Genomic DNA, 15,638 nt, shown 5'->3' on the forward strand with positions numbered 1-15,638 from the left:
ATGAAGTTACTAGGTCAGATTAATGAGTTCGGTTTCCTGGAAGGAAAGGAAGTATCAGACTACTGCCAGAGCTACCAGGGAACTGATGGGAAGATCCACCAGAAGATCATTACTGCAGAAGATCAGACTAAGGATCTCCTTATCCAGGGCTGGAAGCCTGTGGATGATATTGATGAGAGCAAGCTGGAGTGTGAAGAAGGCTATGTAGTTAGAACCATCCCTTATGATGCTGGTGATCATATCGCATTCAAGTATGAGAAGGTTCCAGATGCTCAGATGTACAAACGCAAGATCCAGGATCTCAAAGATGAACTTTCGGGATCGGACTACAAGATCACGAAGTGTTATGAAGCATCCCTTATGGGGTACGAATTGCCTTACGATCTCCAGGAGCTTCACAAGGTTCGCCAGGGGCTGAGGGATCGGATCAATGGTCTGGAGAATGTTTTATCAAACATACAAAATCAATGAGCTGGATAACTGAGAGCAACAGGCAGAAGCATTTCTGGTATGCCATACCATGTGGCTTCTTGATTACTATTTTGTTCGTGGCTGGTTTGGCTGCTGGTATGGAGTTCAAGGATAAGTCTTACGGAGACAAGTGGGACTGGCTTGATTTCCTGGCTACGATCCTGGGTGGTCTGGTAGGACAGATCATCCAGGTCATAGCCCTACTTTTAATGTGGAAAGGAGGTGTAATATAAGATTTTTGGTAGATATTTGTATAATTAATCTTAATTGATGCGTATCTCATACGCATTTTTTTGTATATTTGCAGCAGAATAAGAATTATAAACATCAAACACGTTTAATCGTATGGATGAAGTAAAGAGTATCCGCATCCTTTCACACGGAAAGGTAGAGGATCTGAAAAAAGGCTTCAAGTTAGAGGATGGAAGCAGTTTCAGTGTGTTTGTTCGCCAGAAGAAGATCAACACAATGGATTCAAACGTTCTTCTCACTTGCAAGCTGATCGGTGATAAAGGCGCAAGCCCTTTGCCAGTTCCTATTGGTGACTGGTCTCCAGCTATGATAACAGAGATTTCCCCAGGTGCTATCTCGCTGGATGAATATGAAGTTTACTGGGGATCTGGTAAGGTATTCTAAATTATAATAACATGGGTTTAATTTTAGGTAGTGGTAGCGGAACAAAACCACAGTTCCCTTATGATATGTGGTATGGTGTTCAGCACGACAACACAAGCAAGGACTACAAGTTAAAGAGAGTGGGCAACCTGGAACTGCATAAAACTTTGCCGCTCCAGAACCGTATGAAGCGTTTCGTGGAAAATGAGGATGGTACAGTTAAGTACTACCTTCATCCTAACGATTCTCGCTTAACAGAAGGTGGAGCTAAGGCGATCCTGGATGGATCAGATGGTAATGTGATGCTGGAGCTTCCAGAGCACTATTTCCGTCTGGAGATCAATGGTACATCATGGATCTATGCTATCAGTGAGTATCCGCTTCCAGGTTTCACTAAGGTAGAACGACAAACGATCTCTCCTTGGTTTGCTACTTATGACAACGTTAAAAAGAAGCCTGTATCGGCTTCCTTCCTTACATGGGATGGCGATAATGTGAAGCGAGATTCAGACGGTCTGCCAGTTTTCTCGGCTAATGCCGCTAATTGTCGTGGTGGTAGCAATAACTCTTCCTGGGATGGAACATACAGAAGTCTGATCGGTATGGGTCGTACCTCGGTAAACAAGAACACTGTGCGTGGATGGTGTAACGCTGTAGGTAATGGTATCCATCATGGAGCTGGTAGAGCTTACAACACGATCAAGTGGTTCCAGCGTATCGAATACGCTTCAATGTACAACCAGGATGCTTACACGGCTCAGCTTACAGATGAGGGCTATCACCAGGGAGGTCTTGGATCTGGATGCTCTTGTGATGGTAATCAGTGGAACACCCACAACGGATACAATCCTTTTATCCCTTGCGGTGTTACGCTTCCACTTGGTAACAACACAGGAAAGGTTTCCTATACTGTTAAGAACTGGGCTGGTGGTGGCACAGATAAGGTATTCCAGGTAACATCATACCGTGGTTTCGGTGTTCCTTTTGAATATCTCTGGATGCTGGCAGATGATTTCCTTGTATATTATGGCGAAAGCGAAAGCACGCTGTATGTATGCAAGGATCCTTCTAAGTTCACTTCTCACTCTGATTCTGCCACTACAGTTCCAGAAGGATATGAAGCGGCTGTATCACTGCCACGTGATGATGGTTGGGGACTTGTAGAGGGTATCACCAGTTACGGCTTATCAGCTGTTAGCAAGGTAGGTGGTTCACCTACTACAGGTAATACAGATTATTTCTGGAAGAATGCCACAGTAGGCTGGTGGGGTGCTCTGCTCGGTGCGGATGCGGCTAATGGTGCGGATGCTGGGTTCGGCTGTCTGTATGCGTTTCATCGCTCCTCGCTTTCGTCTGCGTATTTTGGGTTCCGCTTGTGCCGAAATTAAAAAATAAGGTACGGAAAGTTCGGTGTGCGGTTCGGCACGGCTTCGACCTGGTTGCAAAGTACACTGAACTTTCAAAGCATTTCAGAAAATCAGAATTGAGAAAATAAAGTAAAAATATACACGGTGGCGATCTCCAGGGGTGCTCTGCTCGGTGCGAATGCGAATAATGGTGCGAATGCTGGGTTCGGCTATCTGAATGCGAATAATCGCTCCTCGAATTCGAATGCGAATATTGGGTTCCGCTTTTACCGTGATTTCTAATTTAATAAAGATATTGTAGGAGTTTCGCCACCCTACCACACAGGATCCACTGGCACGTCTGGTGGATGGTAAAATAATATATGATGGATAATAAAGCTGTGCAAGTAAGACAATGGGGTCACAAAGCTCAGAACAACGTCCACGGCACTAAGGATAATAATAAGGTGATCATCCCTTATGTGTATCAAGATTTCGATGATGTAGGCTATTACATAGGTAATACTGGTAAGCTGCTTATATCTCCTACTGCAAAGATAAGAAACGTATATCCTCTGATATATTCAACAGAGAATTTGATCTTATCTCAGTACACAGCACAGAAGGGTAAGAAGGATCGCACAGAGATAGATGAGTTCAATGAGAACATCAATGAAAATCTACAGATTCTGTATGAGATCCTATCTGATAAGACTTACGTTCCTGGTGAATATAAGGTGAAGGAGATACACGATCCAAAAGATCGTATCATTATGATAGCACCTTTCTTTCCAGATCGTATCATTCACCACTGCGTGATCAACGTGTTAAGCCCTTTTTGGACGCACATTTTCATAGCCAACACCTATGCTTGCATCAAGGGTAGAGGCATCCAGAAATGTGCTGATGATGTAGGCAAGGCTCTCATGCTTGATTTCGCTGGTACACAGTTCTGTCTGAAAACGGACAATACGAAGTACTATGACCACATAGATCATGCTGTATTGAAGGCTATCCTAAGATACACCATAGATGATGAGGATCTCCTGGAACTGCTGTTTAAGATAATTGATAGTAACGGTAAGAATGTAGGTTTGCCTATTGGCAATTTCACAAGTCAGTATCTGGCTAACATCTACCTGGCATACTTTGACCACTGGGTTAAGGAAGAACTTGCCAGGATGGTAAAGCAGAAGTTCGGCTGCAAGATATACTATTTCCGATATATGGATGATATGGTATTCCTGGCAGAAACAAAAGAAGCACTCCAGTTCGTTCTGGATATGGCTGGTTTGTATCTGGGAGCTGAGCTTCATGTGGAATTTAAGCAAACATGGCAGATCTTTCCTGTAGATGATCGCTCTATCGACTTTGTGGGATTCAAGCAGAACCACTATAATATTCTGCTGAGAAAGACGATCCTTCTTAAGTTCTATAAGAAACTGGAGGAAACTCAGAAGCACTATCTCATTAAGAACGAAGAGGACATCAAGCACCTATTTCCATCCGAATATGGCTGGATCATTAAGTGCTCGGAACAACACAAGAATTTCATATTTAATAAATGTATAAATTATGGAAACATTAAGATTGAAAACAGGGCTGATCTCTGTAGATAAGCCACAGGTGATTGATGATCTGAAAAATGGTCAGAGTACGTTCAACTATAACCACAACATCAAAGAGGTTGAGGTGGAACAGAACGCTGGTAACACAGAGGCTGGCGAAGGTGAAGGCTCAGAGCCTAAGAAGGTAAAGAGCTGGCAGTATGACAGCTTGCGTGTTGAGTATCCTCGCACAGGTAACAACATCCTCGAAACGCTTCTTACTGAGAAGTACCCACAGGATCAGCAGCAGAAGCTGGTGAATGACTACCAGGCTGCACAGCTTGGTATCCTGGAGGATGAGGAAGCCGATAATGCTGTTGCATCCTACAAGGCATTCTTGCAAGATCGCAAGGCTATCAAGGCGATGGTTAAGGCTGATTGTGTAACTTATGGTATTCCAGACAGCATCTAATTAGGATATGGAGATAGAAGATTTTGTCGATGAGGAAGGAGGAAACCAGGCAGATCTTTTCTGCTGTGAGTTCACCTCAATAGATGTAGTGATAAACAAGGTTAAGGTTTTCACTGGTGCGATTAACAAGAGCACTGAGAATGGAGATCGCTGCCTGGTAGCCTATGCTCCAGATTCAAACAACCCAAACGATATGGAACCAGCATCCGCTTTCTTCACTGAGAGCAAGAAGCTAAAGGAACTATTCCTTAACCCTAACAGGAAGTTTCCGTTCCGTGGAGTGATCAAGGTTGTTAGATATGGAGAGAACGCTGGCTTTAAAATGTTTTCTCCTTCCAGTCCTATCACCAGGGATGATGAAGATAATCTCAGATTCTATCAACGCTGCAAATTCAAAAAGAACAGATAGAGCCTATGTATTCATTATTAATTGGTGTGAGAATGGAGCTTATCATTATAGTGATAGCCTGTTTTATCGTATTGCTTGCTATGGCTATAGATCTTGCCTCTGGTCTGGCTAAAGCTAAGGTCAGAGGTGAGATAAGATCCTCCTGGGGATTGAAGCGGTCGCTGATCAAGTTCATCACCTACGAAGGTGGTATGCTCATAGCGGCCGGTATAGACTTGCTGATCTACTTATGTAAGGTCATGGCACTAGTCCACCTGGAGATCCTGGAAGGCATTCCTATAGTTACTTGCATGGTTGGAATATTCCTTCTGGTTGTGGAGTGGCTATCGGTGCGAGAGAAGGCAGACGAGAAAACTAAAACAGAGTTTTCTCGTGTTGAGAAGCTGGCTAAAACAATGGTAAGCAGACAGGAGCTTGTGGATGCTCTTACAGATGCGCTTTCACAGGCAAGTAAAAACAGATCTAAAGATTAAGGTTATGAAGATACTTATAGACAATGGTCATGGTGAAGAAACACCAGGTAAAAGATCACCAGATGGTCTTTTCCGAGAATACAAGTATGCCCGACAAATAGCTGAGGAAGTTGTGAAGCAGCTCCAGGCTAAGGGCTATGATGCACAGCGTATCGTCACAGAGGATAACGATGTATCTCTGGCTGAGAGGTGCAAGCGTGTGAATGCCATCTGTGATAAGGTTGGAGCTGGCAATGTGATCCTGGTATCGGTTCACGTGGATGCCGCTGGCAATGGTCAGTGGATGAATGCCTCTGGCTGGAGTGCTTTCACGTCACGTGGTCAGACTAAGGCAGACGTTCTGGCTGATAGCCTCTATGATGCTGCAAAGAAGATCCTGGCTGGCAAGAAGATCCGCACAGATTTCTCTGATAAGGATCCAGACTTTGAGGCTGGCTTCTACATCTTGAAACATACCAAGTGCCCAGCTGTGCTAACAGAGAACTTCTTCCAGGATAACAAGGATGATGTGTCCTGGCTGTTGTCACTGGAAGGCAAAAATGCTATCGTGAAGGTTCACGTGGAAGGTATCATTAATTATATCAAGGAGCATGGAAAATAAGATCAGAAGATTACTCGATAAGTGCTTTCCCTTACTTATTATAGCCCTTATTGTTGCCTGTACGTATGTGTATAGGCATACGAGGGAAACCAGGAAAGAAAATGCCAGGCTCGAAAAGAACCAGGCAGCACTTGTGGATTCAGTCAGACACAGACAGACTGAGACAGGTAAGGAAGTGGCATCCGTCCAGAGTGTGACGGTGAACAATACTGAGCTGAAAGAACAGTTCCAGGATCTGAATGCTATCGTGAAGGATCTGGGTCTTAAGTTGAAACGTGTTCAACAGATCAACAAGGCATCCAGCGAGACGAAGATCAAGGCTGCAGCAGATCTGAAAGACAGTATCATCTATGTGGATAGTTCGGCATATAAGATACAGGCGATCAGATATTCTGATCCCTGGGTGAACGTGGAGGGGATTCTTGATAGGAAGAAGGTATCCCTGGATATTGTATCAAGAGATACCCTATACACTGTTTTACACAGAGTACCGAAAAAATTCTTATTCTTTAAATTCGGAACGAAGTGTATAAGACAGGAGATCGTATCAAGCAATCCTCATACACGTATAACATTCGCCAGGACAGTGCTCCTGGAGAAATGAACGCTTTTTGTGGAATAAATCTATTCGTGGATCCGTTTGCCTGGGAAGGTGGACGGATTTCTTCTTGAAAATTTGGCTGTTTGAAAATAAATATGTAACTTTGCACCACCGATGTAATAATCGGAACTTGCATTTGAGATCCGTACCTACATTTGGGTGCGGATTTCTTCATTTATAGACAGAAGTTCTACGAATATTCCACAAAAAGTGAAGGAAATAATGTAACTCTCTGATATTCATATATCAAGATAGATCTTTCCTAAACCTTTGATCCGAGTTCGATTCTCGGTGGAATCACATGGAGATAGTTGTCAGCATTCAAGCTGAATCGATAAAAGGTCGCTTCCTTTCTGGAATGCGACCTTTTATTATATCTTTCAGTTCCTCAAATCATTGAAATGTCCTTCATTCAAAATATTCACTTCATAGAATATCCTCTTTAGAACATTCACATTCTCTTTGGAACATTTTCTCCATCTGGTTTTCACCAGACGGAGAAATTATTCATGTTAATTCGCTTCTATATGGTTATTGATCTGCCCAGTATTACTTAACAGCAACAACCTCTGCCTCAGCAGGCTCTTCCTTAATCTTACGACCAAGAACGATATAAGCCATTGGAGAAGCAATGAAGATAGAAGACAAAGTACCGAATACAACACCCAAAATCATAGCGAATGCGAAGCTGCGGATACTGTCACCACCGAGGATGAAGATACAGAGCAACACAATCAAGGTAGAAGTTGAAGTATTGATAGTACGTGCCAATGTCTCATTGATAGAAGCATTGAAAAGCTGCTGGCGATCACCCTTAGGATGAAGCTTCATGTTCTCACGGATACGGTCGAACACAACCACCTTATCATTGATAGAGTAACCAACCACGGTCAGGATAGCACCGATGAAGGTCTGGTCAATCTCCAATGAGAATGGTACAAGACCCCACAAGAGTGAGTAGAAACCGACAACAGTCAAAGCATCAAATGCAAGAGCGATAGTAGAACCTACAGAGAATGCTACGTTGCGGAAACGGAGCAAAATGTAGAGGAAGATTGCTATCAATGCGAAAAGCACACTGTAGATAGCACCCATTGTAATATCCTTAGCTACAGAAGGACCTACCTTTGTACTACTGATGATAGAACCGCCCTGACGTACATCTGGATTCTTGAAAGCCTCAACATTCTGCTGAGAAACCAAACCAGCCTTCTTCAATGAGTTATAGAGGATTGTTTCAGCCTCATCATCTACTGTAGGACTGTTGCTCTCAATCATATAGTTGGTAGATACACGGATGGTTCTTCCATCTGTACCGATAGCAATAGCACTTGTGTTGGCCTTGGTTCCATCTGCATTGACAAATGCATCACCAAGAACGGTACGGATCTGCTCTGGTTCTACGGCATTCTCAAACTGAACTACATAGTTGCGACCACCGGTGAAGTCAATACTCTTGCTCAAGCCACGAACTACAAAGCTACCAATAAATACGACAGCTGCTACAATTGCTACAGTAAAGGTAGTCTTGTACATAGACATGAACTTGTACTTCTTGCCCTGCATCAAGTTGTGAGAAACTGGAGTATCAAACTTGCAATGCATCCACTTGTCGTGATTCAACTTATAATCGTAAACCAAACGAGTCAAGAATACAGCAGTAAAGAATGATACAACAATACCGATAATCCAGGTTGTAGCGAAACCACGAACAGGACCAGTACCAGTAACAAGCAGGATAACACCTGTAATCAAAGATGTCAAGTTAGAGTCGAAGATAGCAGAGAAAGCATTACCATAACCGGCAGCCACAGCCTGCTTCATACCCTTGCCAGAACGGAGTTCTTCCTTGATACGCTCGTAAATAAGCACGTTAGCATCCACGGCCGTACCCAAAGACAAGACCATACCGGCAAGACCCGGCAACGTCAAGGCTGCTTGGAATGACGTCAAGATACCTAATGTGAAGAATACATTGACAAGCAATGCAAGGTTAGCCATCATACCAGGAATGATGTTGTACATCATCACCATGTAAACCATCAAGAGTACGAAAGCCACAACGAATGAGATGATACCCATCTGGATAGACTGTGCACCGAGAGTAGGACCAACAACCTCTTCCTGAACAATACGGGCAGGAGCTGGCATACGACCAGACTTCAAAGTGTTAGCCAAATCCTTCGTATCCTCGATAGTGAAGTTACCAGTAATCTGAGAACTACCGCCGGCAATCTCACCGTTTACACGAGGAGCAGAATAAACTACACCATCCAAAACAATGGCAATAGCCTTACCTACGTTAGCCTTAGTCATCTGAGCCCACTTACGAGCACCCTCGGTATTCATCTTCATGCTTACACATGGAGCACCAGTAGTAGGTTCAAACTCGTCCTTAGCATCAGTAATCACATCACCCTCTAATGGAGCGCGACCTGTACTGGTAGTAACCTTCAAGGCATGGAGTTCATAGATGTTCTTCGCATTCAAATGGTCAGCTGGTTTAGCACTCCAGAGCAACTTCAAGTCTGAAGGCAACACCTGCTTAGCCAAAGCAGAATAGATCAACTTATTGATAGCTGCAGTATCGCGAACACTTGCATAACCCACAGTGCTCAGACCCTGTCCAGGAACCAACTGCAAACGAGCCAGCAATGGATGAGCCTTGATGGCAGCAGCACTCTGCTTTTCAGCATTGATCTTAGACTTAGCCTCATCACCCTTCTTGAGGTTCAACTTAGGAGCAGCCTTAGCAGGTTCTGTCTTTGCAACTTCATTCTTAGCAGAATCAGCAGCAACAGAATCCTTAGCCTCTACCTCATGGTCGCCATTAGCAAGACGAGTGTCAAGCTGCTGGAGATAAGGAGCAATTTCCTCAGAGTTATATGTCTCCCAGAATTCAAGGTTAGCACTACCCTGAAGCATCTTACGCATACGCTCAGGCTGGCTGATACCAGGCATTTCTACCATGATACGGCCCTGCTGACCTTCCAACTTCTGGATGTTAGGCTGTACAACACCAAACTTATCAATACGAGTACGTACAACATTGAAAGAGTTGTCGATAGCATCCTGTACAGAACTGCGGATAGCTTTTTCTACCTCTGCATCGCTGCTCTGAGGAGAAACCTTACCCTGCAACTGCTGGGTAGCAAAAACCTCTGCGAGTTTATGACCTGGTGCGCTCTTGTGATAAGCGTTAATGAAAAGTGACACAAAGTCACCACCGTTAGCTTCCTCTTGAGCTCTGGCTTCCTTCATGGCATTGGTAAAACCAGCGTCTGTCTTGTGGTCAGCGAGGTTTTCAATTACATCAGGTACAGAAATCTCAAGAATTACATTCATACCGCCCTTGAGGTCAAGTCCAAGACCAATCTGAGTTTCCAAGCAATTCTGATAAGAATAAACACCCAAGTACTTCACAGAATCCTTGTAGTCCTGCTGTGCAATAGGGTCTTTGATCTTTGCAGCCTCACTGTCATAGTAGCTTGTTGCTACTGAGAATGACAGATAGAAGATGCTTGCAAGCGTCAATAAGACGGCAACACAAATTACAATTCCTTTGTTTTGCATTTCTATTATTTATTATTAATTATTTATTTATCTTCATCTAATTTCTTTATTATCAACATAATGACGTGCAAAAATAATCATTTTTTTTCTTTTATAAGAATAATTTGAGGCTTTTTTGCTATTTATCCCGCTTTTTTAGGTAACAAACGATAGGATAATGGTCTGATGACGATATTTTGCGGTCTATTTTGCATTCGTAGGGTTCCCAGTCATCTGAACACATCATGTTGTCAATCCTTACAAAAAATCCCCCATGATGATAACTGATACCCGGTCCGTTGCCACTTGCTACATAGCAATCTGTAAGTCCTTTGGCAATGGTTCGATGGGAATAAGAAATCGGCCCATCATTGAAATCACCACAGAGAATAATACTCATATCCCGATGCTGACGGATGTAATCTGCGACTGCTTCTGCCTGTGATGCTCGCTTACGGGTGGCCTCTCCCAATTTCACTACCAGCAACTTGGAAGTGATTTCAGCAGTATCAGTCTCCAGTTTTCCTTTGATAAGTTGCTTAAACTGTGCCCGTTCTTCCAAGGTCAACCCCGTCGTTTCCAGATGATTATTAATCAAGAGCACCTTTTCATGGTTGATTTCCAACTGATAAGCCACACTGAGATTTCCCGCTGACTCATATGGGATACGTTCCTTAGAAAGAATCGGATATTTGCTCAATATGCCTACCACATTACCGCCTCCCAAATGCCAGGTTGTATCCCGATAAGCATACATCGGATAGAGAAGAGAATCCAGCTGATTCTCCACATCCCCATTATGCCCCGCTTCCTGAAGGCATACAATGTCTGCATTCTGTTCCTTGATATACTTCACAATAGGATTAATGCCGTCTTCCCCCATTTCTCCCTCTGCAAAAGCCCAGGTATTATATGAAAGGATCTTGATGGAACCCTCCGGAGCCTCTTGAGGAATATTGAAGGGAATATATTCTCGCACAGGTACATAACAGATAATGAACCCCATGAAAGGAATCAGCGCATAACGCGCCTTAAATATCAGCCAAAAGACAAGAAACCCTAAGTTGATGAAGAGAAAAACAGGGAAAAGCAAACCAACATTAGACAACATGGCAAATTTTTCCGGATGAAGATGATCTGAAAAACCTATAAGAAACAGGATGATTATGGTAGCAATATTTGCTCCCGCAATCATCCTGATAGAAAACTGCCTCAATTGTTTAAACATAATCTTGCCGCTTATTTCTTTATATCATACATCCATTCAATATCATACATGGCACCCAGAAGGACCAGCTTATTTTTTACTCTGGTCAAAAAGAGTCTGCTTCTCATCTTTTGTCAAGCTATCATAGCCACTTTTGCGAATCTTGTCCAGGATTCGATCTATCTCCTCCTGGGTGGCACGCTTGTGGGCATTATAATCCCAATCCTGCTGATGAGACTGATAAGAGTTATTATCAGACTGAGGATTATGATTGCGGGTATAGTTAAAATGCTGACGGTTACGCTTTCCACCTAAAGAATCACGAAGTTTCTCAAAAGCATCACGAGCACTGCTGCCACTATATCCATTAACTTGTTTTCTCCAATAACGAATCATAAAGAATCCAACAACCATACCACCAAGGTGAGCAATATGTGCCACACCATCACCTGTTGTAGCGATGGCAGAAACCAATTCGATAGCAGCATATCCTATTACAAAATACTTAGCCTTGATAGGAATAGGCAATGGGAAAATGAAAATACGTTCCTCTGGAAATATCATACCAAAAGCCAACAAAATACCATAAATGGCACCAGAAGCTCCAACGGTAGTCCAATTATTCAAAACATCAGCACTATTATGTCCTATGGTCCATAATTGGGATATTGTCAATTCCGGAAACTGTTCAGACGCTGTAAAATAAAACTGAATAGTCTGAGCCAACTCCTGAAACAATCCTGCACCTAACCCACAAGCTATGTAATAAAAAAGGAATTTCTTAGGTCCCCACACCCTTTCCACGACACAACCGAACATCCAAAGTGCGAACATATTGAAGATAATATGCTCGAAACCACCATGCATAAACATGTAAGTAATCAGTTGATAGACCTGAAAATCAGATGCCATAAAGAAATGGAGTCCCAAGAGATCATTTAGAACATAACCACCTGAAGCATCCTTTCCCAATATATATGTAATCAGGAAAGCCACGATATTCACTATCAGCAAGTTCTTTGTAACTATAGGTATATTACGCATAATCTAAAACTTTATCTTTTTACGAAATTTGGGGCAAAATTACGAAAAATATCCGTTATAGCGCCATAAAATAAGCATATTACACTTAAATTTCAATAAAATCTACATTTTTCTTCTCTTTTTGTTGTTTTTTTAAAAGGAATAACCTATATTTGTAAGCAAAATTGGATAAGGAACGATAATATTAATCATTTAATAAAGAAAAATTATGAACAAGACAGAATTGATCGACAAGATTGCAGCTGGTGCTGGTATTAGCAAGGCTGATGCAAAGAAGGCTCTTGACGCTACAACTAACGCTCTCAAAGAGGCTCTCGTTGCTGGTGATAAAATCCAGTTGGTAGGTTTCGGCACATTCAGTGTCAGCGAGCGCCCTGCTCGTGAGGGTATCAACCCTGCCACTAAGGAGAAGATCCAAATCGCAGCTAAGAAGGTAGCTAAATTCAAGGCCGGTGCAGAACTTGCTGATGCTATCAACGAATAATTTGTAAAGATTATTTAAGACAAATAAAGGGCAGCCCATATCGGGCTGCCCTATTTCATTTATATAAGTCTCTCTTTGGAAAGACGAAAGCTTCTTTATTTAGGCTGCTTGCCAATGTATGCCAAAATACCACCATCTACATAGAGGATGTGACCATTTACAGCATTTGAAGCCTCAGAAGCCAAGAATACTGCAGGACCCATCAATTCCTCTGGCTCCAACCAACGACCAGCTGGAGTCTTTGCACAAATGAAGCTATCGAATGGATGACGGCTACCGTCTGCCTGACGCTCACGAAGAGGTGCTGTCTGTGGAGTAGCAATATAACCAGGGCCCAAGCCGTTACACTGGATATTATACTCACCGAACTCAGAGCAGATGTTACGGGTCAACATCTTCAAACCACCCTTAGCTGCAGCATATGCAGAAACTGTCTCACGGCCCAACTCACTCATCATAGAGCAGATGTTGATAATCTTACCGTGACCCTTCTTGATCATACCAGGGAGAACTGCCTTAGAAACGATGAAAGGAGCATTGAGGTCTATGTCGATAACCTGCTTGAAGTCCTCTACAGACATTTCTGTCATAGGAATACGCTTGATGATACCAGCATTGTTAACCAAGATATCGATCACACCGAGTTCCTTCTCAATATCAGCTACCATATTCTTAACCTGCTCTTCATCTGTTACATCACAGATATAACCCTTAGCATCAATACCCTTAGCCTTATAGTCAGCCAAAGCCTGATCCATGTGATGCTGGCTACGGCAGTTGAAAGCGATTTTTGCACCTGCCTTAGCATAAGCCTCAGCAATTGAGAAACCAATGCCGTAAGCGGCACCTGTTACGAGGGCTACCTTACCCTCAAGAGAGAATAACTTAGAAAAATCCATGTTTTTGTTCGATTTATAGTTGTTTATGATTGTCTTTCATACGCTGGTCTTCCGAAACACTCCTTCAGACCATACGTATTTTATTATTTTAAGTCTGTAATCTCGTAAAAGTCCTGATCACCATAGTCAAGATTTTCACCTCCCATACCCCAGATAAAGGTATAATTGTGAGTGGCAGCAGCACTATGTATGCTCCATTCTGGTGAAAGAACCGCCTGATTGCCCTTCATCCAGATATGGCGTGTTTCCTGCGGTTCACCCATCAGATGGCACACAGCCTGACTCTCAGGAACCTCAAAATAGAAATAAGCTTCCATACGACGACTGTGAACATGGGCTGGCATCGTATTCCAAACAGAACCGGTAGCAAGTTCTGTCATACCCATCTGCAACTGGCAAGTAGGCAATACCTGATTAACCAACATCTTATTGATAGTACGCTCATTGCTCATTTCCAGTGATCCCATGTGTACACCGATTGCATCAGCCTTCGTCACCTTCTTGCATGGATAACTCTGATGAGCCGTTGTACTATTGAAATAAAATTTGGCTGGACAGGCTGGGTCTTTGCTTTCAAAGAATACATCACGCTCACCACTACCAATGTAAAGAGCCTCTTTAAACCCCAACTCAAAGACCTCTTCTCCTACCTGAACGACACCTACACCTTCGCCTACATTAAAGATTCCGATTTCACGACGGGTCGTAAAATATGGAGCTTTCAGAGGATCTATGGCCTCCAACTTCAGTTTTTCATTGACAGGCATAGCACCACCCACGATCATTCTGTCATACATGGAATACACCATATTGACTTCATCTGCCACAAAAAGAGTCTCGATCAAGAAATCTTTTCTCAATCGGGAGGTATCATACGTCTTTGCATCAACAGGATTGGATGCGTATCTCAATTCATAATTCGTCTTCATTACTTCTTTCGATTTGTTTGTTCTGAGGGCAAAGATACAAAATATTTTTGAATCTCACTATTAAATATGTACGAAAGAATATCACTTTTTACTTATTTCTTAATTTATTTTCTATTTTTCTCAAATTGGTTCCTTTTTACGATGCTTTATTCAACTCTTATCGTATCTGAACACCCAATGTTTCTTCTATCACTTGGATGACCTGCGGAATGGAATCCGCATCAAAATCACCCGTCAGACGCTTGCTCTCATCAGAAGCCGTATATCTTGTGCCTGATAAGTTAGAAAGTTCATCCAATACTTCAGATAATGGAGTGTTGTCGAAATGCAGGCGATGCGTAGCCCATGCCACATCGTTGATATCATAATCCGCCAACAGCTCAGGCTGGACAGCCCCTTTCAACAGACGTGCCCGCTTGCCTTTAATCAGGAAGACACCTTCAGCAGAACTGCGAGCCGTGAAAAGCACCTTTCCACTGGTTACCATTACTTCGGGAACATCCGTTCTTTCATCCACCATAAACTGGGTACCGAGCACTCTTACGTGTCCATGTTCTCCTACTACATCGAAAGGATGCTGTTCATCATGCTTCACCTGATAATAGATGCAGCCCTTCATCTCCACCTTTCTGCAATCATCTTCCTGATAGGAAAGAGAAGAATGAGGCATCAACGATACCTTCGTTCCATCAGGCAGATGATACGCCACTACTTCTGATTCGGCAGAAAGCGTCACCGTCTTAGGCTGCAAAAGCGTATAGGCGCCTATAGTGAAGAGCACCAGAATAGATGCAGCCACAGCTATCCAACGGATGCGACGCATTCGTAAAGATACAGTTGCAGTATGCGAAACCTCTTCATCAGCAATGCCAACGCGAGCCTTCACTTTCTGCAAAGCCTTCCGGGTATCCAGCTTGCCCGGCTGAAAATACTTCAGCACAAATTCCTGTTCGTTCTTGTTGATCTTCATCATAGAATCCCTTTCTTC

17 protein-coding genes are annotated in these 15,638 nt (G+C 43.0%); 11 read left to right on the forward strand and 6 right to left on the reverse strand.

Annotated features, from left to right (window positions below; translation table 11 throughout):
• From EXN75_RS18005 to EXN75_RS05605, 10 genes are all read left to right on the forward strand, one after another.
• The gene (locus EXN75_RS18005; RefSeq protein WP_223176149.1) at window positions 1-471 is read left to right on the forward strand and encodes a hypothetical protein; all 471 of its coding nucleotides are present in this window, start codon (window positions 1-3) and stop codon (window positions 469-471) included.
• The gene (locus EXN75_RS05565) at window positions 468-704 is read left to right on the forward strand and encodes a hypothetical protein (protein WP_134843084.1); all 237 of its coding nucleotides are present in this window, start codon (window positions 468-470) and stop codon (window positions 702-704) included. Before EXN75_RS18005 ends, EXN75_RS05565 begins: the two co-directional genes overlap by 4 nt.
• Window positions 705-816: 112 nt before the next feature.
• Window positions 817-1,107 (forward strand): hypothetical protein, encoded by a 291-nt coding sequence (locus EXN75_RS05570; RefSeq protein WP_134843085.1) that lies wholly within the window; start codon window positions 817-819, stop codon window positions 1,105-1,107.
• A gap of 11 nt (window positions 1,108-1,118) precedes the next feature.
• Window positions 1,119-2,474: a hypothetical protein gene (locus tag EXN75_RS05575; protein ID WP_134843086.1), complete on the forward strand. Its 1,356-nt coding sequence runs from the start codon at window positions 1,119-1,121 to the stop codon at window positions 2,472-2,474.
• Between the two features lie 341 nt (window positions 2,475-2,815).
• On the forward strand, window positions 2,816-4,051 hold the full coding sequence (locus EXN75_RS05580) for a reverse transcriptase domain-containing protein (protein ID WP_246031304.1): 1,236 nt from the start codon (window positions 2,816-2,818) through the stop codon (window positions 4,049-4,051).
• The gene (locus EXN75_RS05585; protein WP_134843087.1) at window positions 4,008-4,451 is read left to right on the forward strand and encodes a hypothetical protein; all 444 of its coding nucleotides are present in this window, start codon (window positions 4,008-4,010) and stop codon (window positions 4,449-4,451) included. The genes EXN75_RS05580 and EXN75_RS05585 overlap by 44 nt, the downstream gene beginning before the upstream one ends.
• Window positions 4,452-4,458: 7 nt before the next feature.
• Window positions 4,459-4,860, forward strand: a complete 402-nt coding sequence (locus tag EXN75_RS05590) for a hypothetical protein (RefSeq protein WP_134843088.1) — start codon at window positions 4,459-4,461, stop codon at window positions 4,858-4,860.
• Between the two features lie 5 nt (window positions 4,861-4,865).
• A complete protein-coding gene (locus EXN75_RS05595; RefSeq protein WP_134843089.1) occupies window positions 4,866-5,333 on the forward strand; it encodes a phage holin family protein in 468 nt (155 codons plus the stop codon).
• 4 nt (window positions 5,334-5,337) lie between these two features.
• Entirely contained in the window at window positions 5,338-5,934 is a 597-nt protein-coding gene (locus tag EXN75_RS05600; protein WP_134843090.1) for an N-acetylmuramoyl-L-alanine amidase, read from the forward strand.
• Complete coding sequence (locus tag EXN75_RS05605) at window positions 5,924-6,538, forward strand: DUF6549 family protein (RefSeq protein WP_342776599.1); 615 nt, start codon at window positions 5,924-5,926, stop codon at window positions 6,536-6,538. The genes EXN75_RS05600 and EXN75_RS05605 overlap by 11 nt, the downstream gene beginning before the upstream one ends.
• A 546-nt stretch (window positions 6,539-7,084) precedes the next feature.
• Here EXN75_RS05605 and secDF read toward each other — a convergent pair.
• From secDF to EXN75_RS05620, 3 genes are all read right to left on the reverse strand, one after another.
• The gene (gene secDF, locus EXN75_RS05610; RefSeq protein ID WP_134843092.1) at window positions 7,085-10,108 is read right to left on the reverse strand and encodes a protein translocase subunit SecDF; all 3,024 of its coding nucleotides are present in this window, start codon (window positions 10,106-10,108) and stop codon (window positions 7,085-7,087) included.
• Window positions 10,109-10,226: 118 nt separating this feature from the next.
• A complete protein-coding gene (locus EXN75_RS05615; RefSeq protein WP_134843093.1) occupies window positions 10,227-11,315 on the reverse strand; it encodes an endonuclease/exonuclease/phosphatase family protein in 1,089 nt (362 codons plus the stop codon).
• Between the two features lie 69 nt (window positions 11,316-11,384).
• Window positions 11,385-12,338 (reverse strand): rhomboid family intramembrane serine protease, encoded by a 954-nt coding sequence (locus EXN75_RS05620; RefSeq protein ID WP_134843094.1) that lies wholly within the window; start codon window positions 12,336-12,338, stop codon window positions 11,385-11,387.
• A 208-nt stretch (window positions 12,339-12,546) separates the two neighbouring features.
• On the opposite strand from EXN75_RS05620, the gene EXN75_RS05625 reads away from it, so the two are divergent.
• Window positions 12,547-12,822: an HU family DNA-binding protein gene (locus tag EXN75_RS05625; RefSeq protein WP_022110103.1), complete on the forward strand. Its 276-nt coding sequence runs from the start codon at window positions 12,547-12,549 to the stop codon at window positions 12,820-12,822.
• Window positions 12,823-12,917: 95 nt separating this feature from the next.
• On the opposite strand, the gene EXN75_RS05630 is transcribed toward EXN75_RS05625, so the two are convergent.
• From EXN75_RS05630 to EXN75_RS05640, 3 genes are all read right to left on the reverse strand, one after another.
• Window positions 12,918-13,721: a gluconate 5-dehydrogenase gene (locus EXN75_RS05630; protein ID WP_118115942.1), complete on the reverse strand. Its 804-nt coding sequence runs from the start codon at window positions 13,719-13,721 to the stop codon at window positions 12,918-12,920.
• Between the two features lie 83 nt (window positions 13,722-13,804).
• Window positions 13,805-14,650, reverse strand: a complete 846-nt coding sequence (kduI, locus tag EXN75_RS05635; protein ID WP_134843095.1) for a 5-dehydro-4-deoxy-D-glucuronate isomerase — start codon at window positions 14,648-14,650, stop codon at window positions 13,805-13,807.
• A 157-nt stretch (window positions 14,651-14,807) separates the two neighbouring features.
• Window positions 14,808-15,623 (reverse strand): FecR family protein, encoded by an 816-nt coding sequence (locus tag EXN75_RS05640; RefSeq protein WP_134843096.1) that lies wholly within the window; start codon window positions 15,621-15,623, stop codon window positions 14,808-14,810.
• Window positions 15,624-15,638 lie beyond the last annotated feature (15 nt).

It is taken from the genome of Segatella hominis (genome assembly GCF_004535825.1).
GTDB lineage: Bacteria > Bacteroidota > Bacteroidia > Bacteroidales > Bacteroidaceae > Prevotella > Prevotella hominis.

What these genes read in the sequence shown, in the direction of transcription:
- EXN75_RS18005 (WP_223176149.1), top strand. Translation starts at nt 1, where the DNA reads ATGAAGTTACTAGGTCAGATTAATGAGTTCGGTTTCCTGGAAGGAAAG.
- EXN75_RS05565 (WP_134843084.1), top strand. Translation starts at nt 468, where the DNA reads ATGAGCTGGATAACTGAGAGCAACAGGCAGAAGCATTTCTGGTATGCC.
- EXN75_RS05570 (WP_134843085.1), top strand. Translation starts at nt 817, where the DNA reads ATGGATGAAGTAAAGAGTATCCGCATCCTTTCACACGGAAAGGTAGAG.
- EXN75_RS05575 (WP_134843086.1), top strand. Translation starts at nt 1,119, where the DNA reads ATGGGTTTAATTTTAGGTAGTGGTAGCGGAACAAAACCACAGTTCCCT.
- EXN75_RS05580 (WP_246031304.1), top strand. Translation starts at nt 2,816, where the DNA reads ATGATGGATAATAAAGCTGTGCAAGTAAGACAATGGGGTCACAAAGCT.
- EXN75_RS05585 (WP_134843087.1), top strand. Translation starts at nt 4,008, where the DNA reads ATGGAAACATTAAGATTGAAAACAGGGCTGATCTCTGTAGATAAGCCA.
- EXN75_RS05590 (WP_134843088.1), top strand. Translation starts at nt 4,459, where the DNA reads ATGGAGATAGAAGATTTTGTCGATGAGGAAGGAGGAAACCAGGCAGAT.
- EXN75_RS05595 (WP_134843089.1), top strand. Translation starts at nt 4,866, where the DNA reads ATGTATTCATTATTAATTGGTGTGAGAATGGAGCTTATCATTATAGTG.
- EXN75_RS05600 (WP_134843090.1), top strand. Translation starts at nt 5,338, where the DNA reads ATGAAGATACTTATAGACAATGGTCATGGTGAAGAAACACCAGGTAAA.
- EXN75_RS05605 (WP_342776599.1), top strand. Translation starts at nt 5,924, where the DNA reads ATGGAAAATAAGATCAGAAGATTACTCGATAAGTGCTTTCCCTTACTT.
- secDF (WP_134843092.1), bottom strand. Translation starts at nt 10,108, where the DNA reads ATGCAAAACAAAGGAATTGTAATTTGTGTTGCCGTCTTATTGACGCTT.
- EXN75_RS05615 (WP_134843093.1), bottom strand. Translation starts at nt 11,315, where the DNA reads ATGTTTAAACAATTGAGGCAGTTTTCTATCAGGATGATTGCGGGAGCA.
- EXN75_RS05620 (WP_134843094.1), bottom strand. Translation starts at nt 12,338, where the DNA reads ATGCGTAATATACCTATAGTTACAAAGAACTTGCTGATAGTGAATATC.
- EXN75_RS05625 (WP_022110103.1), top strand. Translation starts at nt 12,547, where the DNA reads ATGAACAAGACAGAATTGATCGACAAGATTGCAGCTGGTGCTGGTATT.
- EXN75_RS05630 (WP_118115942.1), bottom strand. Translation starts at nt 13,721, where the DNA reads ATGGATTTTTCTAAGTTATTCTCTCTTGAGGGTAAGGTAGCCCTCGTA.
- kduI (WP_134843095.1), bottom strand. Translation starts at nt 14,650, where the DNA reads ATGAAGACGAATTATGAATTGAGATACGCATCCAATCCTGTTGATGCA.
- EXN75_RS05640 (WP_134843096.1), bottom strand. Translation starts at nt 15,623, where the DNA reads ATGATGAAGATCAACAAGAACGAACAGGAATTTGTGCTGAAGTATTTT.